Below are 23,679 nucleotides of genomic sequence, written 5' to 3' on the forward strand. Positions count from 1 at the left end.
TGCGCATGAGGGTGAAACACGTGGTGCAGATCGTGATCCTGGCGCTGCTGATCGCGCTGGCGCTCTACATCCGCCTGGCGCCGTCGGATGCCGACCGCTGGCACCGCATGCCCGAGGCGGTGACCGACCGTGATCTCACGGGCGGGGCGATGCGCGTGGTGCACGCGGACGCCGAAAGCTTCCGGCGGCTGCACGAGATCATCACCGGCGCGCCGCGCACGCGGGTGCTGGCGGGCTCGGTCGAGGAGAGAATGGTCACCTACGTCACGCGCTCGCTGGTCTGGGGGTTTCCGGACTACACCACGATCCGCCTTCGGGGCGAACGCATCGAGGTCTACGCGCGGCTGCGCTTCGGCAACTCAGACTTCGGGGTCAATGCCGAACGCGTCGATCGCTGGCTCGCCCGGCTGGCGCAGCGACGATGACAGGCAGCCGTCCGAGATCTTGCGCCACATCGGGTTGTTCAGCGACATCTGGCATTGCGCCATGAACATCCGGCCATCCACCCGCAGGCAGATGACCTCGCCCAGTTCCACGCGATCGCCGGAACGGTCGGTGCAATAGCAATCCACCGTCTTGCCACCGACCTGCGCGTCGGCGAAGGCGGGCGTGAGGGGGACAAGCGCCAGCAAGCTGGTCAAAATCGATCGCATGGGTCGACGATACCACGACCCAGCCCCTTGACCAAACCCGCGCGAGTGGGCATCTGCCTGTCTCCATGATCCCCCTGGACCGCCTAGACCAGATCACAGAGCGCTTCGAGTATCTCGAGGCGCGCATGGCCGAGGGCAGCGGTGACATCGCCGAGCTGGCCCGCGAATACGCCGAGTTGCGCCCCGTGGTCGAGCGGATCGCGGCCTATCGCAAGTTGCTGTCGGACATCGAGGCGGCAGAGGCCATGCTCGACGATCCCGAGATGGCGGAGCTGGCACGCGCGGAACTCGAGGAGTTGCGGGCGCGCCGCCCCGAACTGGAGGAGGCGCTGCAACGCGCGCTGTTGCCGCGCGATGCGGCCGACCGGCGCCCCGCCATGATCGAAATCCGCCCCGGCACCGGTGGCGAGGAGGCCGCGCTTTTCGCCGGCGACCTGTTGCGCATGTACCAGCGCTACGCCGAGGCCAGGGGCTGGGGCTTCGACATCGTGGAACTGCAGGAAAGCGAACTGGGCGGCGTGCGCGAGGCCGTCGCGCAGGTGACGGGAGAGAACGTCTTTGCCCGGCTGAAATACGAATCCGGCGTGCACCGGGTCCAGCGGGTGCCGGAAACCGAATCCGGCGGTCGCATCCACACCAGCGCCGCCACCGTCGCCGTGCTGCCCAAGGCCGAGGCCGTGGACATCGAGATCGATCCCGGCGATATCCGCGTGGACACGATGCGCGCCTCCGGGGCGGGTGGCCAGCACGTCAACACCACCGACTCGGCGGTGCGCATCACCCACGAGCCCACCGGCATCGTCGTCACCAGCTCCGAGAAGTCGCAGCACCGCAACCGCGAGATCGCGATGGAGGTGCTGCGCGCGCGCCTTTACGACATCGAGCGCAGGCGCGCCGCCGAGGAACGCAGCGCCGACCGGGCCGCGCAGGTGGGCACCGGTGACCGCAGCGAGCGCATCCGCACCTACAATTTCCCGCAGGGGCGGATGACCGACCATCGCATCAACCTGACGCTCTACAAACTGGGCGAGGTCATGTCCGGCGACCTTGACGATGTGATCGACGCGCTGACCGCCGACGCGCAGGCCCGCCAGCTGGCCGAGATGACATGACCCTGCGCGAGGCGCTGGCCGCGGGCACCCGGCGGTTGACGGAGGCCGGCGCCGAAGCGCCTGCGCGCGCCGCCCGCGCGCTTCTGGCCGAGGCCGCCGGCATCGCCGCCGACCGTCTCGTTCCGGAGGCCGGGAGCCCCTTGCCCGACGCGGCCCGGGCCGCCTACGACGGATATCTCGACCGCCACGCCGCCGGTGAACCGGTGGCGCGAATCCTCGGCCGCCGCGTGTTCTGGGGGCGCGATTTCGCGATCTCGCCCGATGTGCTCGACCCGCGCGCGGAAACCGAGACGCTGGTGGCGCGTGCGCTTGACGGGCCCGCTCCCACACGCCTGCTGGATCTGGGGACCGGCAGCGGGGTACTCGCCGTCACGCTGTTGGCCGAATGGCCTGAGGCCTGCGCGGTGGCGACGGATGTCTCTCGGGCCGCGCTGGCCGTTGCCGGGCGCAATGCGCGCGCGCACGGGGTGGCGGACCGGCTGCACCTGTTGGCATCCGACTGGTTCGGCTCCGTTTCCGGCCGCTTCGATCTGGTCGTGGCGAACCCGCCGTATGTGACCGCCGCGGAGATGGCCGAGCTGCCGCGCGCCGTGGCCGGCCACGACCCGCACGGCGCGCTGACACCCGGCGGTGACGGGCTTTCGGCCTACCGCGCCATCGCGGCGGACGCGCCCGGGCACCTTGCGGCCGGCGGGCGTTTGCTGGTGGAAATCGGCTGGCGGCAGGGGGCGGATGTGGCCGCGATCTTCCGCGCGGCGGGCCTGCGCGACGTGGCGGTGCATGCCGATATGGCGGGGCGCGATCGTGTCGTGAGCGCGTGCAGTGCGGCCGCCGGGGCGTGACAATCCGACCCGAATCGGGGCTGAATGGACGGGTTCGCGCGGAAAATTGCGGCTTTCCCCTTGTGCTATGGCGGTCGGCATGTTTAGTGGAAGACAGTCAGGCCGGTGGATGCCCGCACGGGCGGTCCCGCTTGACACCAAGCCGGAATATGTCGGGATCCGTTAACAAGATCGGCGCGCTGACGCGCCCCTCGGATCAAAACGACGCGACGAGCACAGGGCTGACAGCTAAAACATGAGATCTTCCAAGTCACGTTCGCGGAACAAGTCGGGCCGCAGCCGCTCGATGGGCAACATCGTCAACCGGGTGTTCGAAAGCTCGGGGCCCGAGGGCAAGGTGCGCGGCACACCGCAGCAGATCATAGACAAGTACAACCAGCTCGCGCGCGACGCGCAGCTGGGCAATGATCGCGTCGCCGCGGAGAACTTCCAGCAGCACGCCGAACACTACCTGCGCATGCTGGGCGCCGCCCAGAAAGAGCAGGACCAGCGCCGCGAGGAGCAGGAACGCCAGAACCGGGAACGCCAGGCGGAACGCGACCGCGAGCGCTCGAAACGGCAGGAGCGCGACTCCGGCGGCGGATCCGAGCAGCCCGACGCGGCCGAGGCGGCGCAGCCCGACGTGGTCGACAGCGGCAGCGAAGACAGCGGCCTCGTGGAAACGCCCGAGAACAAGTCGCAGGGCAAACGCGGCCGCAAGCCCAAGCAGAAATCCAAGGCACGGTCCGAGAACGCTTCGGGTGAGGGCTCCGATAGCTCTTCGGGAGAGGGCAACGACCAAGGGACTGGCGACGACGGCAACGATGAGCAGTCGGGCGACTCCGGCGGCTCGGGCACGGCCGCCGCGGCCGAGTAACCGGCGGGTTTCGCGGCGGCGCCCACCCCGTGCGCCGGGTGCTAGTGTTCCAGGGCCCGTGCCAGCGCGCAGAATTTTTCCAGCGAAACGGCTTCGGCGCGGTCGGTGGGCGCGATCCCGGCGGCGCGCAGGCGATCCTCGACGTCCGGTGAAAGCCCTTTCAGCGCCCCGCGCAGCATCTTGCGGCGCTGGTTGAAGGCCCGCGCGACCAGCCGCTCCAGAATCCCGGGGTCCGCCGGGAAGCGCGGTCGGGGCAGGGCGGTCAGCTGCACCACCGCGCTTTCCACCTTCGGCGGCGGCGTGAAGGCGCCGGGCGGCAGCGTCATGACGATCCGCGCATCGGTGCGCCACTGTGCCAGCAGCGCAAGGCGCCCGTAGGCCTTCGAGCCGGGGGTCGCGACGATCCGCTCGGCCACTTCGCGCTGGAACATGAGCGTCAGGCTGTCCCAGAACGGTGGCCAGGCCCTTGGCGTCAGCCAGCGCACCAGGAGTTCCGTGCCCACGTTGTAGGGCAGGTTGGCGACCACCTTGATCGGCGGGGTCAAGCGGGTCAGCGGATCAAGATCCAGCGCGTCGGCCTGCACCACCTCGAGCCGCCCCGGGTAGGCCTCCGCGATCTCGGCCAGCACGGGCAGGCAGCGCGCGTCCTTCTCGACCGCCAGCACGTGCCGCGCGCCCTGAGCCAGCAGGCCGCGCGTCAACCCGCCCGGCCCGGGCCCGACCTCGAGCACATCGGCCCGTGTCAGGTCGCCCGCGGTGCGGGCGATCTTTGCGGTCAGGTTGAGATCCAGCAGGAAGTTCTGCCCCAGCGCCTTGCGGGCGGACAATCCATGCGCCGCGATCACCTCGCGCAGGGGCGGCAGATCGTCGATGGCGCTCATGCGTGCCCCCCGTTTTCATCTTGCGCGAAATACTCGCCGGGGGTCCGGGGGTGGCAAACCCCCGGGGGCAAGGCGGGGCGCCACCGCGTCATGCGGTGCGGGCCCGGGCCATGTCACGCGCCAGTTTCAGCGCCTCGATCGTCGAGGCCGGGTTGGCAATTCCCTCTCCGGCGATATCCAGTGCCGTGCCGTGGTCGGGCGAGGTGCGCACGAAGGGCAAGCCCAGCGTGACGTTCACGCCGCGATCGAAATCCAGCGTCTTGACGGGGATCAGCGCCTGGTCGTGGTACATCGCCACCGCCGCGTCATAGGACGCGCGGGCGGCATCGTGGAACATCGTGTCGGCCGACAGCGGTCCGCGCAGATCCAGCCCCTCGGCCCGCAGCCGATCAAGGCGCGGCGCGATCACCTCGATCTCCTCGCGTCCCATGCGGCCGCCTTCGCCGGCGTGCGGGTTGAGCCCGGCCACGGCGATGCGGGGGCGCTCGATGCCGAAATCGCGGGTCAGCGCGGCGTGCGTGATCCGCACGGTCTGTTCCAGAAGTTCGGCCGTCAGCGCACCGGGCACCTGCGCCAGCGGGATATGGATCGTCGCGGGCACGACCCGCAACTGCGGACCGGCAAGCATCATGACGACGCGGTCGACCCCCGCAAGCGCGGCGAGGTACTCGGTATGGCCCGGATAGGCGAACCCCGCCCCCTCCTGGAGCGCCTGCTTGTGGATGGGCGCGGTGCACAGGGCGCCGGCCGCGCCCGATTGCACCAGCGCGACGCCGCGCGCGATGACCTCGACCACCGCGCGCGCCAGCGCCGGGTCGGGATGACCGGGCCTTGCCGGGCCGGGGAAATCATGACGCAGCACCGGCAGGCCCGTTCCGGCGGCCTCGGCCGCCTGGGCGGGGTCATCGATCTCGGCCACGGGTGTGCCCTCGGGCAGGTGCCGCGGGTCGCCGATGAAGAAGAACGGCAAGACATCGGCCAGGGCGTCATGCGCCCGCGCGGCCAATTCCGGGCCAATGCCCGCGGGCTCGCCGCAGGTCAGTGCGACGGGCGGGATCATTGCCTCACGATGCGGGCCTCGGCGCGCAGCCGCTCGAGATAGGAATTCGCGAAGGACTCCAGCCGCCGGTTGCGGATCTGGAAGCTCAGCTCCTCCTCGGACGGCCCCTCGGCGTCGGTTTCCAGCTCCGGGCTGCGGCCGCAGAGCATGAGCATCAGCAGCGTTCGCCCGTCGTTGCGCGTGACGTTCATGGACACCTCGCCCGCGTCCAGCTTGGCCAGCTCCAGGCGGATGTCCTGCGGTATCTCGCCCGGCGCCTTGCTGGTGCGCTGCAACGCGTCCTCGGGCATGTCACGGGCCACGCCGTACAGGTCGTCGCAGGTGTCGGTGACCGCCTCGATCTCGGCCGCCGTCGAAAGCGTCTCCTCGCTGCGCCCGCCGGGAATCGCCAGCGTTGCGTATTCGATCGCCGCGTAGTCCGGCTCCGGCGCGGAAACCTCGCGAATGTTGCGCAATTGGAACAGGGCGAGCGCGCCGTCCAGCGGCAACGGGTCCGTGACCTCGCCCGGCGCGAGCCCGAGGATGATCGGGCGCAACTGTTCGGGCAGCTCCGTGATCGGCAGCCAGTCCATGCGCCCGCCGCGCACGCTGGAGCGCGCGGCCGAGTGTTCGCGCGCCATCTCGGCGAAGCCCTCGATCGTCTCGACCCGCGCGATGCGTTTGGCCAGCTGTTCGGCCTGGGCCATCTGCTGCGGCGGCGCGGGCAGGATGATCTCCGACACCAGGACCTGCACCCCGGTGACCCCGCTGGTCGCGGCCTTGGCACGCTTGATGTCCTCCTCGCTCACCGACACGCGGCTTCCGAACCTGGCGCGGACCAGTTCGCGCCAGGTGACGCCGGCATGCACGAAATCGCGGAACGTCTCGCGTTCCACGCCGCTGCCTTCCAGTGCCTCCACGAATTCCTCGGTGGACATGTCGTTGCGGCCGGCGAATTCCTCCATGCCGCTTTCGACGGCGGCCTCGTCCACGACGATGCCTTCGGCCTCGGCCGCGTCGAGCTTGAGACGCTCCTCGACCAGTTGCTCGCGGGCAAGCTTGGCCGCGTCGCCCGGCGCGCGCAGCAGGCGCAGCAGGCGTTCGCGCTGTTGCAGTTCATAGCGCGTGATCGCCTTGTCGTTGACCTTGATGACCGGTTCGAAAAGGTTCTGCGCGCTGGCCGGCGTGCTCAGCCCCATGGTGCCGGCCACCAGCGCGGCGGCCAGGGTCATGACGGTCAGAATGTGACGCATTCGATGTATCTTCCTGCTTAGTTCCTGCATGTTCGGACGTAGTCACCGTCCTTCTTGCGTGCGCTGAAGCCCCGCAACCCGACGGTCAGGCTGACCCCGGTCGAGGGCTCGAGCACCCCGGATGACGTGAACCGACGCGAGGCCGAAAGCGTGATGTCCACGCATTCGTTCGTGTATGTCAGGCCGAGACCGGCGGTCACCGCCTCGTCCCGGGCGACGTCATAACGCCAGTGGGCGCTGCCCGTCCAGTGCCGCGACAACCGGTAGCTGCCGTCGAGCGACCATTCCGAGATCGTGCGTGGGCGGTTTTCCGCCGGATCGGCCCGGAGCCAGATGTAGGTGGCGCCGAAATCGGCGCGCGCGTTCGTCCAGGCGGCGCGCGTCTCGGCCTTCGTGGCCGCGTCCAGGCTGTTTTCGAACAATCCGCGGGTCGTCAGCGACAGCCCGTTCGGCCGTTCGACGTGAACGGCTGCAAGCGTGTCGGAATGGCGCCCCTGCAGCCCCGAGGTGCGCGTGAAATCGGGCGTGCCGTTGGCATCGAGCTGGCGTTCGTCCCGCACGACCTTGCCGAGCGCGAGGGTGGTCTGCCCCCCGTCGGTGCCGAAGCGGGTCCAGCGCGTGCCGAGCGCGGCAGCAGCGCCGCGCTCGCGGCGGTCCGGGGCGGCGAAGCGTGACATCGACAGCAGGTTGCCTTCGTCGAACTCGGGCCGCGTGCTTTCGTCGTTCGGGATGTCGGGGTTGGCCCCGCCGACCCAGGCGACCTGCGCCAGCGGCTCAAGCAGGTGGCGCGCGCCATCCGGGCCGGTCTTGCTCAGGGGCCAGCGCAGCGTCAGCGCGGTTTCCGGCGTGACCTCGCTGGCCCGGCTCAGGCTGGTCGCGCCGGCATCCGAGAGGAAGAAGCCGTCGGCGGCCAGCCCGGCCTGCGTCGTGGCGCGCAGCCCGGCCGGACCCGTCCACGTGCGGCGCCAATCGAAGCCCGCCGACAGCCGCGTCATGTCGCGCCCGTCCGCGAACAGGTCCACGTCGGGCCCGTCCGTCGCGATCGAGGAGGTGCGTTCGTGCGCATGTGCCCCCAGGGTCAGCCGCAATTCGCCGCCTGTCGCGGCCGGGAACATGCGCCGTTCATAGGTGGCGTCCACCGCCCGCGTGGGGAGCGTGGCATTGCTTTCCCCGGCGCGAAGGGATTCGTAGTGGGTCAACGCGCCCAGCACGTATTCGTCGCGTTCGGCCCGGTCCACCGCGATCCGGCTGTCCAGCCTGTCCTTCTCGGAATAGCCGTATTCGAGCATGTAGACATCGTCGCTTGTCGCCTCGATGTCGAAGCTCAGCTGGTAGCCGCGGTCGAGCGCGAAATCGCCCTGCAAGAAGCTGTAGCCGCGCCGGGAATCGCTGCCGATGTCGTCGTCGGACACCGCGCCGCGCCAGCTGAGGTCACCGTTGCGGAAGGCCTGGCGGTACCGGAACTCCATCGTCCGGGTCTTGCCGGTGACGAAGGGGGTGAGCGTCAGGTCGCGGTGGTCGCCCATGCGGATGAAATAGGGCACCTTGACCCCGGTGCCCAGCAGGCTCGACGTGTAGAGGGAGGGAATCAGGAACCCGGTCGCGCGTTTCACCGTCGGGTCGGGCAGGCGCAACCGCGGCAGGTAGAACACCGGCGTGTCGCGCACCATGAACCGGGCCCCCTCGAAATAGAGCTGACGCGCTTCGCGGTCGTGGATCACGCGGTCGGCGCGGATCTGCCACAACGGCGCGTCGCCGTCCTCGCAGATCCGGCAGGAGGTCACGGCCGTCTTGTCCAGCTGCACGTAGCGGCCGCCGCGCCGCTCCATCCGAGCGGCGGCCAGCTGAAGCTGCCGGCCCAGCACGATGCGCGCGCCGCGCAGGATCCCGTTGCGCAGGTCCGCGTCGAGGGCGGCCGCGTCGGCGAGCACCACGGTCTCCTCGCCTTCGTGCAGCGTGATCGGCCCCTCGATCCGGAGGCTGTCTGCGGCCCGGTCGTAGACCACGCGTTCCGCGGTCATGCGACGGCCGCCGTGCATGACCTCGACATTGCCCGCGGCGATCAGGCGGCCGCCCTCGGTGCGGATACTGTCGGCGACCAGGACGGCCGGGCCGTCCTGCGCCGCCGCCGAGGTGGATAGCAACGCCGCGCCAAGCAGCACGGCCAGCGCGGCCAGCCACGCGCCGTGGCGGAAGATGCGGCGCGCCGGTCTCATCCGTCCTCCATGTGCAGAAGGATGCCGACGGCCAGCAGGAAGGTGGCCAGTGGCGGGGCCCAGGCCGCCAGCAGCACGGGAACCTGCCCGTTCTCGCCCATGATCTGGGCGAAGTTGCGGATGTAGTAGAGCACGAAGCACAGCAGAACGGCCGTCAGCACGGAAACGCCGGTATCGGCCAGCCGTGCGTGGCGCATGGCGAAGGCCGCCGCGATCATGACCAGTCCGGTCAGGAACAACGGGCGCGAGATCTCGGACTGCAGCCAGACGGCGTAGCGCCGCGCGGAGAAACCCGCCTCCTCGAGCTGGTCGATGAAGCCGGGCAGCGCCCAGATCGAAATGAATTCGGGCTTGCCGAAGCTGTCGACGATCCGATCCCGGGTCAGCGCCGAGGGAACCGTCATCTCGTCCAGTTCGCGCGCCGCGCGTTCGGGATTGCCGCTCACGCGCAGCGGCCAGATCTTGGCGTCGCGCAACCGCCATCCGCCGTCTTCCAGTGCGGCGCTGTCTGCCATGATGCGGCGCAACGGCTGCCCGTCGGGCGAAAACGCGATGAAGGTCGCCGCGTAAAGCACGCTGAGGTCGGAACTGGCGCGTTCGGCATGGATCACCGTCTGGCCCCGCGCGCCACCCTGGCGCAGCCACAGCCCGGTGTCGGAAATCGCGAGCACGTTGCGACCGGCGCCGAGGTGCGCATTTATCAGTTCGTTGTATCGCTTGGCGGTGGCCGCCACGACCGGATTGAAGACGGTCAGGCCCACGACCCCCACCAGCGCGGCCACGATCATGGGCGCGGCCAGCGTACGCAGCGCCGAGCGCCCCGCGGCGCGGACGACGACGAGTTCCGAGCTGCGGGCGAGCCGGACGAAGAGCGCGACGGTGGACAGGATCATCACCAGCGGCATGATCTCGTAGTTGGCCTCCGGCGCCTTGAGGAACACCAGCTCGAGCACCTCGGCAAAGGACATGTCGGGAAAATCCTGCACCTCGTCCACGAGGTCGATGAGCGTCAGGATCACGACGAAAACCACGAAGACGCCGAGAAACGACACCAGGAACTTGCGCGCGAAGTAAAGGTCGAGCGTCATGCGGTGCCTCCCTTCCACCGCGCGCGGGCGATCGCGCGGGTCACAAGCCCCGGCCGAGCCGCCACCGCCAGCAGGAGCATGACGGTTCCGAACCCGGCCACCACCGGCAGGTAGAGAAGCGGCCACAGCGCCGGCTGCGCCAGCACCAGCCCGGACACCCCGCTTTCGGCCAGCTTGAGCAGCACGAGAAGAACGAAGGCGCCCAGGATCTGCCACCAGACGCCGAAACGGCTGTAGGTCCCCACGAGCAGCGTGGCGAAGCCGACCAGTGCCCCGATGACGCACATCAGCGCCTGCGTTATGCGCGAATGCCCTTCCAGCAACACCGATCCCACGGCGGCGCCCGTGCGCGCCGCCACCGCCGCCGGCTGGCCCAGCAGCGCCGGGGTGGCGGTGAAGCTCACCCGGTCGCGGTTGACGGCGCCGGCCTCCATCAGCTGGCTGATGTCATAGGAGAAGTCCTCGAAATGCGTGGTGAACAGCCGGTCGCCGTCGCCGCGCACGTTCTGCGCCAGCCCCTCGACCATGACGAGGTGCGTGTCGCCGGCCTCCTGCACCAGGTAGGCCTGCGACGAGGTGTAGGTGATCGGGTTGGCCGGGTCGCGCCGGTCGGACAGGAAAACGTCGTTCAGCGCGCCGTCGGCCGTGATTTCACGGATGTAGAAGGTCATGCCGTCGGCCGGGTGCAGGAATTCGCCCTCGGTCAGCAACTTGGCGGTCACGTTGCGCGACACCTCGGTCTGGCGCAGGAAAAGCTGGCTGGCGCTCATGGGGATCAGCACGTGCGTCAGCACAGACATCATCGCCGCCGCGATCAGCCCGTAGACCAGCACGGGCCTTGCCAGCCGCCACGGCGAATAGCCCGTCGCCTGCATCACCGTCAGCTCGCTTTCCGTGCTCAGCCGGTTGGTCACGTAGATCGCCGCCGCGAACACCGCGATCGGCAGCACCACGCCGATCACCGCGGGCAGCGACAGCGCCGTGAACTCCAGGAACACCATGCCGGTCTGGCCCTCGCCCAGCAGCCGGTCGAAAACGCGCACGGCCTTGTTGATCCAGAAGATCAGCACCAGAACGAGGGCGAAGAACCCGAACAGGACCATGAACTGCGACAGCATGTACCTGTCGAATCTGGTCACGGAAGACTCCCACCCCTCAAGATATTGTCCGGCAATCTATCGGAATTGGCCACGGGGGAAAACTGCTAACTGGTCATGCTCGCGCAGGCGCGCTAGGACTCGCGCAACCGCGACAGTCATCCACAGGAATGGGAGCAGCCAACATGACCCAACCGGTCGCCGTCCAGTTCACCGAGACCGATCTTGCCCGCGTGGCCGAGGCCGAGGGCCGCGTGGCGGCCTTCATCACCCCCGACGGCAAGATGGACGCCGGTGCCCGGCGTGTGAACAAGCTGACCAAGGGCGCGCTGGCGCGGATGACCGAGGCGCCGGGTTTCGCCAGGAAGAAACCCGGCGACGTCGTGACCCTGGCCTGGCCGGCGGGCATGGCCGCCGAGGCCGTCGACATCGTCTGCCTGCCCCGCAACGCGGGCGCCGAGGACCTGCGCAAGGCCGGCGCGGCGCTGGGCAAGGCCAAGGGCAAGGCGCCGCTGCTCGTCCTGGCCGGCCCGTTGCGCAAACCCGCCGAGCTGGTGCAGGCCGCGGTGCTTCGCGCCTACGAGTTCGACGTGCACAAGACGCGCGATGCCGGCGACGACGCGGATGACACCGCGCCCGGCCCGCTCACCGTGATGTGCGGCAAGCCCGACGAGGCCGAGGCCGCCGCCCGCCCGGGGCTGGCCGTGGCCGAGGGCGTTTTCCTGACCCGTGACCTGGTCAACGAACCCGCCAACGTGCTGACCACCACCGAGTTCGCCCGCCGCATCCAGGGCCTGGAGGCACTGGGCGTCGAGGTCGAGATCCTCGAAGAGGACGCACTGGAAAAGCTCGGCATGGGCGCGCTGCTGGCCGTGGGGCAGGGCAGCGACAGCCCCTCCAAGGTGGCGGTGATGCAGTGGCGGCACGGTGAAAAGGACGCCGCGCCGCTCGCGCTGATCGGCAAGGGCGTCGTGTTCGATACCGGCGGCATCAGCCTCAAGCCTGCCGCAAGCATGGAGGAGATGACGATGGACATGGGCGGTGCGGGCGTCGTCACCGGCGTGATGCACGCGCTGGCCGCCCGCAAGGCGCGCGCCAATGTCGTGGGTCTCGTCGGGCTGGTGGAGAACATGCCCTCGGCCCGCGCCTACCGGCCCGGCGACGTCGTCACCTCGATGAAGGGCGATACCGTGGAGGTGATCAACACCGATGCCGAGGGGCGGCTCGTGCTGGCCGACGTGCTGTGGTACGCGCAGCAGCGGTTCAAGCCCGCTGCGATGGTGGATCTTGCCACGCTGACGGGCGCGATGATCATCGCGCTGGGCCACGAGAAAGCGGGCGCCTTCGCCAACGACGACGGCTTGTGCCGCGCCTTCCTCAAGGCGGCGGACGACACCGGCGAGGGCGCGTGGCAACTGCCGATGGGCGATGCCTACGACGAGCTGCTCAAGAGCCAGATCGCCGACATGAAGAACGTGGGTGGCCGCTCGGCCGGCTCGATCACGGCCGCGCAGTTCCTCGCCCGGTTCGTGACCGACGACACGCCGTGGATCCACCTCGACATCGCCGGGGTGGCGCGCACGGGCACCGAGACCACGCTTGCCCCGAAGGGCGCCACGGGCTGGGGCGTGCGCGCGCTCGACCGGCTGGTCGCCGACGGGTACGAGACCGGCTGAGGCGCGCGGCGATGGGGGCGGCCTTCTTCTATCACCTCACGCGCCGGCCGCTGGAGGCCACGCTGCCCATGCTGCTGGAAAAGGCGCGCGCGGCCGGCTGGCGCGTGGCGGTGCGCGGCGTCGATGCCGCGCGCATGGAATGGCTGGACGAGAAGCTGTGGCTCGGCCCCGAGGAGCAGTTCCTGGCCCACGGGCTGGCCGGGGCGCCCAACGCCGCCCATCAGCCCATCCTTCTGACCACCGCGCCGGGTGCCGCGCCCAACGCGGCGGAATGCCTGATGAGCGTGGACGGCGCCCCGGTCGACCCCGGCGAGGTGCAGCGCCTCGAACGTGTCTGCGTCATCTTCGACGGCGGCGACGCGGCGGCGGTCGACCAGGCGCGGGCGCAATGGAGGGCTCTCACGCAGGCCGGGTGCCGGGCGCAGTACTGGTCGGAAGCCTCCGGCAAGTGGGAAAAGAAGGCCGAGCGCTGAGAGCGCCCGTGCCTTCACCTTGGCCCAAATACTCCCGCCGGAGGCGCCTGACATCCGCCGCGTGTCCCCGCCGGGCGGGGCCGGGGGCCAACGGCCACGATCGCACCCGCCCGAGGAGGACGGCCGCAGGCCGGCGACGAGACATCATGCGCGCCGCAGGCGCACCGCTTGCGAAGATGCCGTCGGCAATGCCGCGCCCGCATGAAAAAGGGCCGCCCGCACGATGGCGCGGCGGCCCAGGTAAAGGAGCCCGGGGAGGAGAAAGGAGAGGGCTCCGATTCGGTGCAGGGTTGCAGGATCAGAACGACATGACCTGCGTGTCCTCGGCCATCAGGCGCTTGGCCATCGGGCCCGGCTTGGCCGCGCCCACGCCGTCGATCAGCGCGTCCTGACCCACGCCCTTGTTGGGCAGGTAGATCGCGCAAACCTCGACCGTGCCGCCCTGGTCCATGATCATCTTCATCAGTTTCTGCGGGCTCATGCCCTTGGGTTCCTGCGGGGCGGTGGCACCCTCGGGCGCGTCCTTCAGCGCGACGTCGCCGCCCGGGCCGCACAGCAGCGTGTAGGTCTCGGCGCCCTGCTTGAGCGACGTCATGGTCAGCACCATGCTCATGAGCTGCGTCTGGGGGTTCTCGCTCGTCAGGATGGTCACGAGCTTGTCGTTGGCCTCCTCGGCCTGGGCGGGCAGGCCCGCGGCGGCGGCCAGCGTCAGCGCGACGGCGGTGAGGGTCTTGCGCATGTCGAATCTCCTTTGGCATTCAAACCTGAATTTGCGAAACAGGTTTTCACACCTCCCCGCCTAACGACCGGACGAAGGGGTGACTTTGACCTAGGTCAAAAATATGCGGAAAAAGGAATGTGATGCATGCCTGTGTCGCGCATGCGCGCGCGTGTGCCATCGTGGCGCGCGGCGGATATCGGCAAGGTTGAATGGAAGAGGAAAGTGCAGGCTTCTGTTGCCAGGTGCCTGCGAACCCCGCCTGACCTTGCTAGAGGCCAGGGCTTCAAGGTTTCGGTCTTGTTACCGCTTACGCGGCAACGGCGACCGGAGCATGATTGTCGTTGGCAATTATGCTTTGACGGACCGATAACGGTGGTACCTCACCGGGACAAAGCCACGCCTTTACACGTTCGTCGATCCTGTTTCGGCCCCGTGTCCCGCCAACGACCGGGTATCTGGTGGAGCCGCCGGGTACCGCCCCCGGGTCCGAACCGCTTATTCCGCGCGCGTTTATGCCCATAGTCCCTTGCGGGACACCTTCAATGTAATGGCTGCGTCGCGTTTTGCAACGGGCAACGGCGGGTCTGGCGCCTGGCCCGCGCGTCGTGCAATAGGGGGATGACCAAGGCCGGGACCCCGAAGATGAGACGACTGAAGAACCACCAGGCACGCGAGCAATGGATCGCCCGCACGCTGCGCGCGCTGCCCGAGGGCAGCAGCCTGCTCGACGTGGGCGCCGGCGAATGCGCCCACAAGCAGTATTGCACGCACCTCGATTACCTCGCGCAGGACATCGCCGAATACGACGGCACCGGCGACGGGGCGGGCCTGCAGACCGGGCGGTGGGACACCAGCGCGCTGGACTTCGTCTGCGACCTCTACGACATCCCCGAGGCGCGGCAGTTCGACACCGTATTCTGTTCGGAGGTGCTCGAACACGTGGTGGATCCGGTGCGCGCGGTGGAAAAGCTCGGGCGGCTGACGCGGCCGGGCGGGCGCATGGTCCTGACCGCCCCGTTCAATTCGCTCACGCATTTCGCGCCCTACCACTACTGCACCGGGTTCTCGCGCTATTTCTACGAGCTGCACCTGCCGCGGCTCGGCTTCGAGATCGAGGAGCTGACCGCGAACGGCGGCTACTTCGACATGATGGACCAGGAACTGGGGCGCGTGTCGCGCACGCGGCGCCAGTTCGGCGCCTGGGTGCCCGACCCGCTGACATGGCTGCTGATGCAGCTGGCGCGGCTCAACGTGCGGCTGCTTGCGGCCTGTGACGGCCCGCGCATGGCCCGGCGCAGCAGCGAACTGCAGTGCATGGGCTGGTTCGTCGTCGCGCGCAAGGCCGACGACGCGGGCAACTGACGGCGCCCGGGCTCAGCCCGCAGCGGGCGCCGCGCGCGCCAGCATGCCGAACAGGTCGCGCGGGTCGTCCGGGTCGGCCAGCATGTCGAGTTCCTGCACCAGCCCGGTGCCGCCCACCCGGTCGCGGACGAAACGCAGGGCGCTGAAATCCTCGATCGCGAATCCCACGCTGTCGAACAGCGTGATCTGCCCCGCGCCGGTGCGACCGGGCGCGGTGCCCGCCAGCACCTGCCACATCTGCGTGACGGGATGGTCGGGGGCCAGTTGCTGGATCTCGCCCTCGACCCGGGTCTGCTCGGGGTATTCCACGAAGATCTCGGCGCGCTGCAGGACGCCCGGCGCCAGCTCCGTCTTGCCCGGGCAGTCGCCGCCGATCGCGTTGATGTGCACGCCGCTGCCGACCATGTTGTCGGACAGGATGGTCGCATACTGCTTGTCGGCGGTGCAGGTGGTGATGATCTGCGCCCCCTCCATCGCGGTCTCGGCGCTCTCGCAGGGCACGACGGTCAGCCCCGAGCCGGCAAGGTTGCGCTCGGCCTTGGCCGTGGCCGCCGGGTCGATGTCGTGGAGCCGCACGCTCTTCAGGCCGCAGACGGCCTTCATGGCGAGGCTCTGGAACTCCGACTGCGCGCCCGCGCCGATCATCGCCATGGTGTCGGCGCCGCGCGGGGCCAGGTGCCGTGCGGCCATGGCCGAGGTCGCCGCCGTGCGCAGCGCCGTCAGCAGCGTCATCTCGGACAGCAGGACGGGGTAGCCGTTGCCGACGTTCGCCAGCAGCCCGAAGGCGGTGACGGTCTGCAGACCGGCCCGCGTGTTCCTCGGATGGCCGTTGACGTACTTGAAACCGTAGACCTCGCCGTCGGAGGTGGGCATCAGCTCGATCACGCCCTCGTCCGAATGGCTGGCCACGCGCGGCGTCTTGTCAAAGAGCTCCCAGCGGCGGAAATCCGCCTCGATGTAGTCGGCCAGCCCCTGCAGCATCGGCTCTATCCCGATGTGATGCACCAGTTTCATCATGTTCTCGACCGAGACGAAGGGCACGAGTGCCTTGTCGGAGGGGTGCAGCTTGGGCATTCGAAGCTCCTTTGCTCAGCCGTAGGCCCGGGTGGGCCGATCGAACACACGCCGCCCCAGCGCCGAGGCGGCCAGGTCCACCATCACCTGCGCGGTGCGGCCGCGCTCGTCGAGGAAGGGGTTGAGTTCCACCAGGTCGAGCGAGGTCATCAGCCCGCTGTCGCAGACCATCTCCATCACCAGGTGCGCCTCGCGGATCGTGGCCCCGCCGGGCACGGTGGTGCCCACCGCCGGGGCCACGGCGGGATCGAGGAAATCGACGTCGAGCGAGACGTGCAGCGCCCCGGCGGCCGCGGCGACGCGATCGAGAAAGGCCGACAGCGGCCGCGCGATCCCGGTCTCGTCGATCTCGCGCATGTCGTGCCGCCCGATCCGGGAACCCTGCAGGACCGCGCGTTCGGCCGCGTCCACCGACCGCAGGCCGAGGATGCAGATGTTTTCCTCGGGGACGGGCGTGACCGCCGGGAACCCGTCGAAGCCGCCGTGGCCCGTGACATAGGCCAGCGGCGTGCCGTGCAGGTTGCCCGACTGCGTGGTGCGCGGCGTGTGGAAATCGCTGTGCGCGTCCAGCCACAGCACGAACTGCGGCCGCCCGGTTTCGGCCGCGTGTGCGGCCACCCCGGCGATCGCGCCCAGCGAAAGGCTGTGGTCACCGCCAAGGAACACCGGCAGCCCCTCGTTCATCGCCGCGTGGCCTTCGCGCATGAGCGCGCGGGTCCAGCCGATGCTTTCGGCCAGCCCGTGAAGGTGCGCGGGCGCATCGGCGGGCGTGTCGGACGGATCCGGGGCCAGGTTGCCGGCGTCGCGCACGTCATGGCCCAGCTCCGCAAAGGCGCGCGGCAGCCCCGCCACGCGATAGGCATCGGGGCCCATCAGGCAGCCGGTGCGCCGCTTGCCGCTGTCCACGGGCGCGCCGATGAGAACACAGGATCCGGGTGTCATGGGGCATGCTCTCCGAGTGTTGCTGCGGGCAAGGTGATTTCGAAACAGGTTGATTTGAAGCCGGTATTTTGCACAAATCGGGCGCGCTGCATGCGAAACGGAGGACAGGGCGTGCGAAATGGATGATATCGACCAGCAGCTGATCTCGGCGCTGCGGCACGATGCGCGCGCCTCGCTGTCCGATCTCGCGCTGGAGCTGGGGGTGTCACGCACCACCGTGCGCGGGCGCATCGAGCGGCTGCGGCGCGCGGGCGAGATCGTTGGGTTCACCGTGGTGCTCAAGGCCGACACCGCGCGCGATCCGGTGCGCGGGCTGATGATGATCGGTATCGAGGGCCGCGGCACCGACCGGATCCTGCGGCAGCTGGGCGGGCTTTCGGCCGTGCGCGCGGTGCACACCACCAACGGCCGCTGGGATGTCATCGTCGAGATCGGCACGGCCACGCTGGAGGAATTCGACGGCGTGCTGGCGCGGATCCGCCGTTTCGACGGGATCGCGCACTCGGAGACCAGCCTGCTTCTGAGCACGCGCAAGGCCGCGACCGCCTGAGCCTGTGGCGCGTGGCGGGATGCCTCCGGCGGGAGTATTTCGGGCAAGATGAAGGGCAGGGCGCCCTTGCCCGCGGTCAGCCGCGGCGCGCCGCAATCAGCCAAAGCGCGGCGAGAGCGAGGGAGACGAGCGCGTTCCAGCCGGCCATCGAGACCCCGAGCATCTGCCACGGCACCTCGTCGCACATGACGATGGCCGGGGCGCTTTCGGGGTTGAGCAGTTCCGCCCCGCTCAGCCCCGACAACCCCGCGCCACCGCCGGTGCAGCCGGCCGGACCCGGCCACCATGCCTGTTCGACACCGGCATGATAGAGCCCCAGGCCCGCGGTGGTCAGCGCCGCGCACCCGCCCAGCGCGGGCAGGGCGGCGCCCGGGCGGACCAGGGCGGCGGCGCCCAGCACGACGGCCGCCGCGTGCGGCCAGCGTTGCCACAGGCAAAGCTTGCAGGGTGCCAGCCCGCCGAGGTGCTGGAAGGCCAGCGCGCCCAGCAGCAGCGCCGCCGAGCCACCGGCGGCGATCAGGATGTAAAGGGTGCGCCGTTGCATGTCACAGGTGCCTTATCAGGTAGAACCCGCCGATGAGAAGCACGACGAAGAGGATCGACAGCGGCCCGAGCCAGCGTTCGATGAAGTCGCGGATCGGCGCGCCGAACTTCCACAGCAGCGCGGCCACGAGGAAGAAGCGCAGCCCCCGCGCGATCACCGAGGTCACCATGAAGACGGCCAGCGGCATGCTTGTCCAGCCGGCCATGATGGTGATGACCTTGTAGGGGAAGGGCGTGACGCCCGCGGTGAGCACCGCCCAGAAGCCGAAATCGTTGAAGCGGGTGTTGAATGCCTCCATCGACTCGGTCTTGCCTAGGCTTTCGAGGATCGGCCGGCCGACTTCCTCGTAGGCGAAGGCGCCGATCGCGTAGCCCAGCAGCCCGCCCAGCACCGAGGCCACCAGCGCGACGGCTGCGATCAGCCAGGCCCGGCGCGGCTGGGCGAGGATCATCGGGATCAGCAGCACGTCGGGCGGGATCGGAAAAACCGAGCTCTCCGCGAAGGAGACCGCGGCGAGGACCCAGAGCGCGCGCGGGTGGCGGCCCATCCGGATGGTCCAGTCGTAGAGTCGTCTTATCATGCGCGCGGCTTTCGCGGTTTGGACTGGACGCCTCAGAGCACGCAGGATGCCAGGGGTCAAGCCCGCCCGCGCCGCACTGGACGGCGCCCCGCACCTCGGCTACAGAAGGCGCGTGCCCAAGTGGCGGAATGGTAGACGCAGGGGATTCAAAATCCCCCGGCCGAAAGGCCGTGCCGGTTCGAGTCCGGCCTTGGGCACCATATCGACGGTTTGCGCGGGACAGGTCGTGCCGTTCGGGGCGCGATACCGTGCCGGGAGCGTTGCTCAGACGAAACTTTCGAGCGACAGGTCGCGGTTGCGCAGCAGGGTGCGCAGCCGTTCGAAACCGCGTTCGCGCAGCTGGCGCACGCGTTCCTTGGAGATCCCGAACCGCGTGCCCAGCGCCTCGAGCGTTTCCGGCGGATCGGACAGATAGGTGGCGACGATGATCTCGCGTTCGCGCTCGGGCAGCTTGCACATCGCCTTGACGATCACCGCGCGCAGCTTCTCGGTGTCCAGATCGGCCGAGACCTCGGCCTCGACGTCCGTCTGCGGATCAACGAGCAGCGCCATGCGGTCCTCGCCGTCTTCCTCCAGCGCCGGCGCGTTCAGCGAACTGTCGCTGCCCGAAAGCTGCGTGCGGATGTCGCCCAGCTTTTCCTGGCTGAGGCCCAGGGCCGCCGCGATGCGCGCCTCGTTGTCGTCCGCATCCGGGTGCGCCGCGCCCACTTCCTTCTCGACGCGCGAGAGGTTGAAGAACGCCTTGCGGAAGCTGGCGGTGTTGGGGCGCCGCACCACCGACAGGTTGGCCAGCCGGAAATCCTGGATCTCGGCGCGTACCCACCAGACCGCGTAGGTCGAGAACCGCACGTCCTGGGAGGCATCGAAGCGGTCGGCCGCCTTGAGCAACCCGATATGCGCCTGCTGGAGAAGGTCCGGGTCCGGGGTGGACGTGCCGGGGGCAAACCGCTTGGCCATCGCCGCCGCGAGCGGCGTGAAGGCCTGGACCAGCTGGTGGCGCGCGGTCTCGTCCCGGTCGTGCTGCCACGCCTGAATCAGCCGCCGCTCTTCCTGCGCGTCCAGCATCGCGTGCTCGCTCGTCTGCCGCCGGCGCGTCGTCCAGTGCCTGACCGGTTTGTTCATAGGGTCACCCAATTCCGTTTCGAATCGACACTATATTGGCCATGCGGGTCTTGTCAAAACAGTTTCGATTCGATACCAAAATGCCATGTCAGACACCACCGCCATCGCGGACCGTATCGCCGAGATGCTGGTCCATCTCGGGCGCACCGCGTGCAGCGAGGACGGCCAGTCCGGCCTGACCGCGGCGCAATGGACCTGCCTGAGGTTCTTTTCCCACGCCAACCGGACCACCTGCACGCCCTCGGCCTTTGCCAGTTTCCACGCGACGACGCGCGGCACGGCGTCGCAGATCGTCAAGACGCTGGAACGCCGCGGGCTGGTCTGCCGGGAACGCTCGCCGGTGGACGGCCGCAGCGTTTGCTTCGCGCTGACGGAGGCGGGGTGGGCGGCCCTGTCGCATGATCCGCTGGGTGATCTCATCGCGTCGCTGGACGGCCTCGGCCCGGCCGAGCGCGAGGCGTTCCTTCAGATGCTGTCGCGCGTGGCCTCGACGCTCGCCGCGCGTCGCGGCGGGCGCACCTTCGGCACCTGCAGTGATTGCACGCATTTCTCGACCTCGGAAGGAAGCGGCTACTGCGCCTGCATGGCGGCGCATCTGGGCACCGGGGAAATCGACAAGCTGTGCATTGACTACAGCGGCGCCGATCATCAGGTCGACGGCAAGCAAGGAAAGGACAGCCAGCATGACAGCCAGTGATGCCAGTGACAGCCGGGCCCCCGGCGCGCGCCGGATGATCGCGATCAGCAGCGGCAAGGGCGGCGTCGGCAAGTCGACGGTGGCGGCGAACATGGCCGTGGCGATGGCGCGCGCCGGTTTGCGCGTGGGCGTGGTCGATGCCGACGTCTACGGCCCCTCGATCCCCGGCATGCTGGGCATCGCCCGAAACGCGCCACCGGCGATGTCGGCCGAGCGCAAGGTCATCCCGTCGGAGGCCTTCGGGGTCAAGGTGATCTCGATGGCGATGCTGTCGGATGACGACAAGCCCGCGATCCTGCGCGGGCCCATGGTGACGAAATACCTGCAGATGTTCGTGCAGCAGGTGGACTGGGGCGAACTGGACGTGCTGCTGCTCGACCTGCCGCCGGGCACCGGGGACATCCAGCTCACGCTCGCGCAGGCGTTTCCGCTGACCGGGGCGGTGATCGTCAGCACGCCGCAGGACGTCAGCCTGAAGATCGCGCGGCGCGGCTTGCGGATGATGGAACAGGTCAACGTTCCCATCCTCGGCGTGATCGAGAACATGAGCGGATTCACCTGCCCCTCGTGCGGCAGCGTCACGCACATCTTCCACCAGGGCGGCGGCGCGGCCGTCGCCGAGGACATCGGCGTGCCGTTCCTCGGGTCCGTGCCGCTGGACCCGCAGGTCGTGGACACCGGCGACTCGGGCACGCCGCTGGTGGCCGCCGCCCCCGAAAGCCCGGCGGCGCGGGCCTATGAAAGCATCGCCGCCGCGCTGGCCGACGGCGGAACGGGCGCGGCCGGGATCGCGACCCCGTTTTCCTGGACGCTTGCGGATGGCACGGGCAAGCCGGAGCCGGCCCCGGTGCAGGGCGACGGGCCGGCCGAGCGGCTGGTGGCCCTCGATCACGACGACACGGGGCTGCTGCTGCGTTGGGCCGACGGCCATGAACAGTGCATCGCCCCGCGCGACCTGCGCCTGGCCTGCCGCTGCGCGGCCTGCCGCGACGAGATGAGCGGCAAGCCCATTCTCGACCCCGATACGGTCCCGCTCGACATCCGCCTGACGCGGATCTGGAGCGTGGGCAACTATGCGCTCGGCATGGCGTTCAGCGACGGCCACGAAAGCGGCATCTACACCTTCAAGGCCCTGCGCGCGATGCAGGACGCGGAGCTCGAGGATGTCTGACGACACGACCCGCCGCCGCATCCGTGCGCAACGCTCGCCGGCCGACGACACCGTGATGGGTTTCGTGCTGGACGCGCCGGTCCAGGCAGGTGCATCTGCGCGGTTCGACGACCCGGAGACGGCCGAGGCCCCGCTGGCCCGCGCCCTGTTCGCCGTCGACGGCGTGCGCGAGGTCGATGTCTCCGGTGCGACCGTCCGCGTGCGCAGGGACGCGGGGGCCGACTGGGTGGCGCTCAAGCCCGCGGTCGCCGCGGCGATACGCGGGGTTCTGGACGAAACCGACGCGCCGCTGGGCACGGTGGCCGCCGATGGCGCGGAAGATGACGACGCGGACAGCGTCCTGTTGCAACGGGTCGAGGCGTTGCTCGAACGGCAGGTCAACCCGGCGGTCGCGGCGCACGGTGGCCACATCGCGGTGGACCGGGTGCAGGACGCGACGGTCTACCTGCGCATGTCCGGCGGCTGCCAGGGCTGCGCGGCTTCGGCCGCGACGTTGCGGCAAGGGGTGGAGCGCATGCTGCGCGCGGCCCTGCCGGACATCCGCGACATCGTGGATGTCACCGACCACGCGGCCGGCACCAACCCCTTCTACACGGAAGGGGCCGGGGCCTCGCCCGTGCTCGACCGGCCGGTTCCGCCCGACGCGATCGGCTGGGAGGACGGGCAGATCGTGGTCGATCCCGAGTATCTGGCACCGCGCCTGGGCCTGACGCCCGAGACGTTGCGCGAAGGTTTGCGCCGCGGTGACGTCGTCGGCGTGACCGAGCAGGGCGTCGGCGCCGACGCCGGCAGCACCCGGGTCGTCCTGCGCAGCCCGACGCGCGCCTGGGCAGCCGAGGTTCGTGAGGATGGCAGCGCGCGCGAGGTGCCGCCCCCGAAATCGGCGGAGGCGGCGGCCGACCGCGAACGCCGCCTGTCGGACCGGGTGCGCGCGCACCTGGCCGGTCTGCCGGCCGGGGAAACGGTTACCTACGGCGCGCTCGCCCGCGCGCTGGGCATGTGGCTGCCCGGATCGGTGCGCAAGGTGACCGGCGCGCTCGAGGAGACGATGCACGAGGATGCGCGTGCCGGCCGCCCGTTCATTGCCGCCCGTGCGGTGAGCCGCGCCGGCGACGGCCTGCCCGGAAACGGCTTCTTCGAGACGGCGCGCGCCCTGTCGCGCGGGCCGGGCGGCGACGAGGACGCGAGGGCGTTTCACCGGCGCGAGTTGACGCATCTCGAGGAGAAGCTTGCGGCATCGCCCGAAACGCCCGCCGGCGCGGGGTCTGCGTCGGCGTGAGCGGGGCGCGGCGATTGTTCCGCGCGCGGGCAAACCGGCCGTCGGTCATACCGCTTGCGGCGGCATTACGCGCCCCCGGGTCGCGGGGCAGAGCGATTCGTCACGAAACCCGAAAGGCGCCACGAGCCCTCGTTGCGAATCGGGGGCGAATCGTCGCGACCCGCTCTGCGTGTTTCCGTTCCGGCACCAACCGTGGCGCCACGCGATGATTGATCCTGTTGCGGCGACGGCGTTCCGGGCCCGCCGGATGGTGCATGGCCATGGCGGCGCCGGCGTGGAATGTTGCCAAATGCTTAACAATCCTCGGTGCGGATAATGAGGGCCGAAGGCACGTTATCGCTGGAAAGCGCGGCCCGCGCGCGCTGAATTGCCTCGTTTGCCGAAACAATCACGCCGCCGAGCCGTGTGCGAACCCTGTCCCGGCGAGGGGGCTGACGGCCAACCTCGCGGC

The 23,679-nt window shown here is 69.6% G+C and carries 24 protein-coding genes, 1 tRNA gene and 1 other RNA gene; 12 read left to right on the forward strand and 14 right to left on the reverse strand.

Annotation, left to right across the window (positions count from 1 at the left end; translation table 11 throughout):
• The first annotated feature begins 5 nt into the window (after positions 1–5).
• Complete coding sequence (locus tag CEF10_RS03190; RefSeq protein ID WP_332870126.1) at positions 6–425, forward strand: DUF1499 domain-containing protein; 420 nt, start codon at positions 6–8, stop codon at positions 423–425.
• Here the strand turns inward: CEF10_RS03190 and CEF10_RS03195 are convergent.
• Positions 360–653, reverse strand: a complete 294-nt coding sequence (locus CEF10_RS03195) for a hypothetical protein (RefSeq protein WP_101066149.1) — start codon at positions 651–653, stop codon at positions 360–362. The genes CEF10_RS03190 and CEF10_RS03195 overlap by 66 nt on opposite strands.
• 65 nt (positions 654–718) lie before the next feature.
• Between CEF10_RS03195 and prfA the strand changes: the two genes are divergently transcribed.
• The 3 genes from prfA to CEF10_RS03210 all read left to right on the forward strand — a co-directional run bounded on the left by prfA (position 719) and on the right by CEF10_RS03210 (position 3,463).
• Complete coding sequence (prfA, locus tag CEF10_RS03200) at positions 719–1,765, forward strand: peptide chain release factor 1 (protein ID WP_101066151.1); 1,047 nt, start codon at positions 719–721, stop codon at positions 1,763–1,765.
• On the forward strand, positions 1,762–2,607 hold the full coding sequence (prmC, locus tag CEF10_RS03205) for a peptide chain release factor N(5)-glutamine methyltransferase (protein WP_101066153.1): 846 nt from the start codon (positions 1,762–1,764) through the stop codon (positions 2,605–2,607). The genes prfA and prmC overlap by 4 nt, the downstream gene beginning before the upstream one ends.
• 235 nt (positions 2,608–2,842) lie before the next feature.
• Positions 2,843–3,463 (forward strand): DUF4167 domain-containing protein, encoded by a 621-nt coding sequence (locus CEF10_RS03210; RefSeq protein WP_101066155.1) that lies wholly within the window; start codon positions 2,843–2,845, stop codon positions 3,461–3,463.
• Positions 3,464–3,504: 41 nt separating this feature from the next.
• Here the strand turns inward: CEF10_RS03210 and rsmA are convergent, their stop codons facing one another.
• From rsmA to lptF, 6 genes are all read right to left on the reverse strand, one after another.
• Positions 3,505–4,344, reverse strand: coding sequence for a 16S rRNA (adenine(1518)-N(6)/adenine(1519)-N(6))-dimethyltransferase RsmA (gene rsmA / locus CEF10_RS03215; RefSeq protein WP_101066157.1), 840 nt, complete (start codon positions 4,342–4,344; stop codon positions 3,505–3,507).
• Positions 4,345–4,432: 88 nt separating this feature from the next.
• Positions 4,433–5,404 (reverse strand): 4-hydroxythreonine-4-phosphate dehydrogenase PdxA, encoded by a 972-nt coding sequence (pdxA, locus tag CEF10_RS03220; RefSeq protein WP_101066159.1) that lies wholly within the window; start codon positions 5,402–5,404, stop codon positions 4,433–4,435.
• Positions 5,401–6,636, reverse strand: a complete 1,236-nt coding sequence (locus tag CEF10_RS03225; RefSeq protein WP_232796387.1) for a peptidylprolyl isomerase — start codon at positions 6,634–6,636, stop codon at positions 5,401–5,403. Before CEF10_RS03225 ends, pdxA begins: the two co-directional genes overlap by 4 nt.
• 17 nt (positions 6,637–6,653) lie before the next feature.
• The gene (locus CEF10_RS03230; protein WP_101066163.1) at positions 6,654–8,852 is read right to left on the reverse strand and encodes an LPS-assembly protein LptD; all 2,199 of its coding nucleotides are present in this window, start codon (positions 8,850–8,852) and stop codon (positions 6,654–6,656) included.
• The gene (gene lptG, locus CEF10_RS03235; protein ID WP_101066165.1) at positions 8,849–9,940 is read right to left on the reverse strand and encodes an LPS export ABC transporter permease LptG; all 1,092 of its coding nucleotides are present in this window, start codon (positions 9,938–9,940) and stop codon (positions 8,849–8,851) included. Before lptG ends, CEF10_RS03230 begins: the two co-directional genes overlap by 4 nt.
• Positions 9,937–11,058, reverse strand: coding sequence for an LPS export ABC transporter permease LptF (lptF, locus tag CEF10_RS03240; RefSeq protein ID WP_101066167.1), 1,122 nt, complete (start codon positions 11,056–11,058; stop codon positions 9,937–9,939). The genes lptG and lptF overlap by 4 nt, the downstream gene beginning before the upstream one ends.
• 164 nt (positions 11,059–11,222) lie before the next feature.
• Between lptF and CEF10_RS03245 the strand changes: the two genes are divergently transcribed.
• Both CEF10_RS03245 and CEF10_RS03250 read left to right on the forward strand, forming a co-directional pair.
• Complete coding sequence (locus tag CEF10_RS03245; protein WP_101066169.1) at positions 11,223–12,713, forward strand: leucyl aminopeptidase; 1,491 nt, start codon at positions 11,223–11,225, stop codon at positions 12,711–12,713.
• 11 nt (positions 12,714–12,724) lie between these two features.
• Positions 12,725–13,186: a DNA polymerase III subunit chi gene (locus CEF10_RS03250; RefSeq protein ID WP_101066171.1), complete on the forward strand. Its 462-nt coding sequence runs from the start codon at positions 12,725–12,727 to the stop codon at positions 13,184–13,186.
• A gap of 298 nt (positions 13,187–13,484) precedes the next feature.
• On the opposite strand, the gene CEF10_RS03255 is transcribed toward CEF10_RS03250, so the two are convergent.
• Positions 13,485–13,925 (reverse strand): hypothetical protein, encoded by a 441-nt coding sequence (locus tag CEF10_RS03255; RefSeq protein ID WP_101066174.1) that lies wholly within the window; start codon positions 13,923–13,925, stop codon positions 13,485–13,487.
• A gap of 203 nt (positions 13,926–14,128) precedes the next feature.
• Positions 14,129–14,480: a transfer-messenger RNA gene (gene ssrA, locus CEF10_RS16740) on the reverse strand.
• Between the two features lie 69 nt (positions 14,481–14,549).
• On the opposite strand from ssrA, the gene CEF10_RS03260 reads away from it, so the two are divergent.
• Positions 14,550–15,269 (forward strand): class I SAM-dependent methyltransferase, encoded by a 720-nt coding sequence (locus tag CEF10_RS03260; protein ID WP_157932952.1) that lies wholly within the window; start codon positions 14,550–14,552, stop codon positions 15,267–15,269.
• 12 nt (positions 15,270–15,281) lie between these two features.
• On the opposite strand, the gene CEF10_RS03265 is transcribed toward CEF10_RS03260, so the two are convergent.
• On the reverse strand, positions 15,282–16,343 hold the full coding sequence (locus tag CEF10_RS03265) for an ornithine cyclodeaminase (protein WP_101066179.1): 1,062 nt from the start codon (positions 16,341–16,343) through the stop codon (positions 15,282–15,284).
• A 15-nt stretch (positions 16,344–16,358) separates the two neighbouring features.
• Positions 16,359–17,285: an arginase gene (gene rocF, locus CEF10_RS03270; RefSeq protein WP_101066181.1), complete on the reverse strand. Its 927-nt coding sequence runs from the start codon at positions 17,283–17,285 to the stop codon at positions 16,359–16,361.
• A gap of 118 nt (positions 17,286–17,403) precedes the next feature.
• Here rocF and CEF10_RS03275 point away from each other — a divergent pair, with 118 nt between their 5' ends.
• Complete coding sequence (locus CEF10_RS03275) at positions 17,404–17,835, forward strand: Lrp/AsnC family transcriptional regulator (RefSeq protein ID WP_101066183.1); 432 nt, start codon at positions 17,404–17,406, stop codon at positions 17,833–17,835.
• Between the two features lie 76 nt (positions 17,836–17,911).
• Here CEF10_RS03275 and CEF10_RS03280 read toward each other — a convergent pair whose 3' ends face one another.
• The gene (locus tag CEF10_RS03280) at positions 17,912–18,379 is read right to left on the reverse strand and encodes a disulfide bond formation protein B (RefSeq protein WP_101066185.1); all 468 of its coding nucleotides are present in this window, start codon (positions 18,377–18,379) and stop codon (positions 17,912–17,914) included.
• A gap of 1 nt (position 18,380) precedes the next feature.
• On the reverse strand, positions 18,381–18,959 hold the full coding sequence (locus tag CEF10_RS03285) for a YqaA family protein (protein WP_101066188.1): 579 nt from the start codon (positions 18,957–18,959) through the stop codon (positions 18,381–18,383).
• Between the two features lie 114 nt (positions 18,960–19,073).
• Between CEF10_RS03285 and CEF10_RS03290 the strand changes: the two genes are divergently transcribed.
• Positions 19,074–19,159 (forward strand) — tRNA-Leu (locus tag CEF10_RS03290).
• Positions 19,160–19,223: 64 nt separating this feature from the next.
• Here CEF10_RS03290 and CEF10_RS03295 read toward each other — a convergent pair.
• A complete protein-coding gene (locus tag CEF10_RS03295; protein ID WP_101066190.1) occupies positions 19,224–20,081 on the reverse strand; it encodes a sigma-70 family RNA polymerase sigma factor in 858 nt (285 codons plus the stop codon).
• 85 nt (positions 20,082–20,166) lie between these two features.
• Here CEF10_RS03295 and CEF10_RS03300 point away from each other — a divergent pair, with 85 nt between their 5' ends.
• Genes CEF10_RS03300 through CEF10_RS03310 form a run of 3 tightly spaced genes read left to right on the forward strand, consistent with a single transcriptional unit; the run spans position 20,167 to position 23,228 of the window.
• Positions 20,167–20,778 carry a MarR family winged helix-turn-helix transcriptional regulator gene (locus tag CEF10_RS03300; protein ID WP_101066192.1) on the forward strand — a complete coding sequence of 204 codons (612 nt, stop codon included), beginning with the start codon at positions 20,167–20,169 and terminating at the stop codon, positions 20,776–20,778.
• Positions 20,765–21,949 (forward strand): P-loop NTPase, encoded by a 1,185-nt coding sequence (locus CEF10_RS03305; RefSeq protein ID WP_101066194.1) that lies wholly within the window; start codon positions 20,765–20,767, stop codon positions 21,947–21,949. Before CEF10_RS03300 ends, CEF10_RS03305 begins: the two co-directional genes overlap by 14 nt.
• Complete coding sequence (locus tag CEF10_RS03310) at positions 21,942–23,228, forward strand: DUF6522 family protein (protein ID WP_101066196.1); 1,287 nt, start codon at positions 21,942–21,944, stop codon at positions 23,226–23,228. Before CEF10_RS03305 ends, CEF10_RS03310 begins: the two co-directional genes overlap by 8 nt.
• Positions 23,229–23,679 lie beyond the last annotated feature (451 nt).

Origin of the sequence: Roseovarius salinarum (assembly GCF_002834145.1) — a bacterium.
In the GTDB taxonomy this organism is placed as follows: domain Bacteria; phylum Pseudomonadota; class Alphaproteobacteria; order Rhodobacterales; family Rhodobacteraceae; genus Roseovarius; species Roseovarius salinarum.

What these genes read in the sequence shown, in the direction of transcription:
- CEF10_RS03195 (WP_101066149.1), bottom strand. Translation starts at nt 653, where the DNA reads ATGCGATCGATTTTGACCAGCTTGCTGGCGCTTGTCCCCCTCACGCCC.
- rocF (WP_101066181.1), bottom strand. Translation starts at nt 17,285, where the DNA reads ATGACACCCGGATCCTGTGTTCTCATCGGCGCGCCCGTGGACAGCGGC.
- CEF10_RS03280 (WP_101066185.1), bottom strand. Translation starts at nt 18,379, where the DNA reads ATGCAACGGCGCACCCTTTACATCCTGATCGCCGCCGGTGGCTCGGCG.
- CEF10_RS03295 (WP_101066190.1), bottom strand. Translation starts at nt 20,081, where the DNA reads ATGAACAAACCGGTCAGGCACTGGACGACGCGCCGGCGGCAGACGAGC.
- CEF10_RS03225 (WP_232796387.1), bottom strand. Translation starts at nt 6,636, where the DNA reads ATGCGTCACATTCTGACCGTCATGACCCTGGCCGCCGCGCTGGTGGCC.
- lptF (WP_101066167.1), bottom strand. Translation starts at nt 11,058, where the DNA reads ATGCTGTCGCAGTTCATGGTCCTGTTCGGGTTCTTCGCCCTCGTTCTG.
- CEF10_RS03245 (WP_101066169.1), top strand. Translation starts at nt 11,223, where the DNA reads ATGACCCAACCGGTCGCCGTCCAGTTCACCGAGACCGATCTTGCCCGC.
- CEF10_RS03260 (WP_157932952.1), top strand. Translation starts at nt 14,550, where the DNA reads ATGAGACGACTGAAGAACCACCAGGCACGCGAGCAATGGATCGCCCGC.
- CEF10_RS03190 (WP_332870126.1), top strand. Translation starts at nt 6, where the DNA reads ATGAGGGTGAAACACGTGGTGCAGATCGTGATCCTGGCGCTGCTGATC.
- CEF10_RS03230 (WP_101066163.1), bottom strand. Translation starts at nt 8,852, where the DNA reads ATGAGACCGGCGCGCCGCATCTTCCGCCACGGCGCGTGGCTGGCCGCG.
- rsmA (WP_101066157.1), bottom strand. Translation starts at nt 4,344, where the DNA reads ATGAGCGCCATCGACGATCTGCCGCCCCTGCGCGAGGTGATCGCGGCG.
- CEF10_RS03310 (WP_101066196.1), top strand. Translation starts at nt 21,942, where the DNA reads ATGTCTGACGACACGACCCGCCGCCGCATCCGTGCGCAACGCTCGCCG.
- CEF10_RS03305 (WP_101066194.1), top strand. Translation starts at nt 20,765, where the DNA reads ATGACAGCCAGTGATGCCAGTGACAGCCGGGCCCCCGGCGCGCGCCGG.
- CEF10_RS03285 (WP_101066188.1), bottom strand. Translation starts at nt 18,959, where the DNA reads ATGATAAGACGACTCTACGACTGGACCATCCGGATGGGCCGCCACCCG.
- CEF10_RS03300 (WP_101066192.1), top strand. Translation starts at nt 20,167, where the DNA reads ATGTCAGACACCACCGCCATCGCGGACCGTATCGCCGAGATGCTGGTC.
- CEF10_RS03210 (WP_101066155.1), top strand. Translation starts at nt 2,843, where the DNA reads ATGAGATCTTCCAAGTCACGTTCGCGGAACAAGTCGGGCCGCAGCCGC.
- prmC (WP_101066153.1), top strand. Translation starts at nt 1,762, where the DNA reads ATGACCCTGCGCGAGGCGCTGGCCGCGGGCACCCGGCGGTTGACGGAG.
- prfA (WP_101066151.1), top strand. Translation starts at nt 719, where the DNA reads ATGATCCCCCTGGACCGCCTAGACCAGATCACAGAGCGCTTCGAGTAT.
- CEF10_RS03255 (WP_101066174.1), bottom strand. Translation starts at nt 13,925, where the DNA reads ATGCGCAAGACCCTCACCGCCGTCGCGCTGACGCTGGCCGCCGCCGCG.
- lptG (WP_101066165.1), bottom strand. Translation starts at nt 9,940, where the DNA reads ATGACGCTCGACCTTTACTTCGCGCGCAAGTTCCTGGTGTCGTTTCTC.
- CEF10_RS03250 (WP_101066171.1), top strand. Translation starts at nt 12,725, where the DNA reads ATGGGGGCGGCCTTCTTCTATCACCTCACGCGCCGGCCGCTGGAGGCC.
- pdxA (WP_101066159.1), bottom strand. Translation starts at nt 5,404, where the DNA reads ATGATCCCGCCCGTCGCACTGACCTGCGGCGAGCCCGCGGGCATTGGC.
- CEF10_RS03265 (WP_101066179.1), bottom strand. Translation starts at nt 16,343, where the DNA reads ATGCCCAAGCTGCACCCCTCCGACAAGGCACTCGTGCCCTTCGTCTCG.
- CEF10_RS03275 (WP_101066183.1), top strand. Translation starts at nt 17,404, where the DNA reads ATGGATGATATCGACCAGCAGCTGATCTCGGCGCTGCGGCACGATGCG.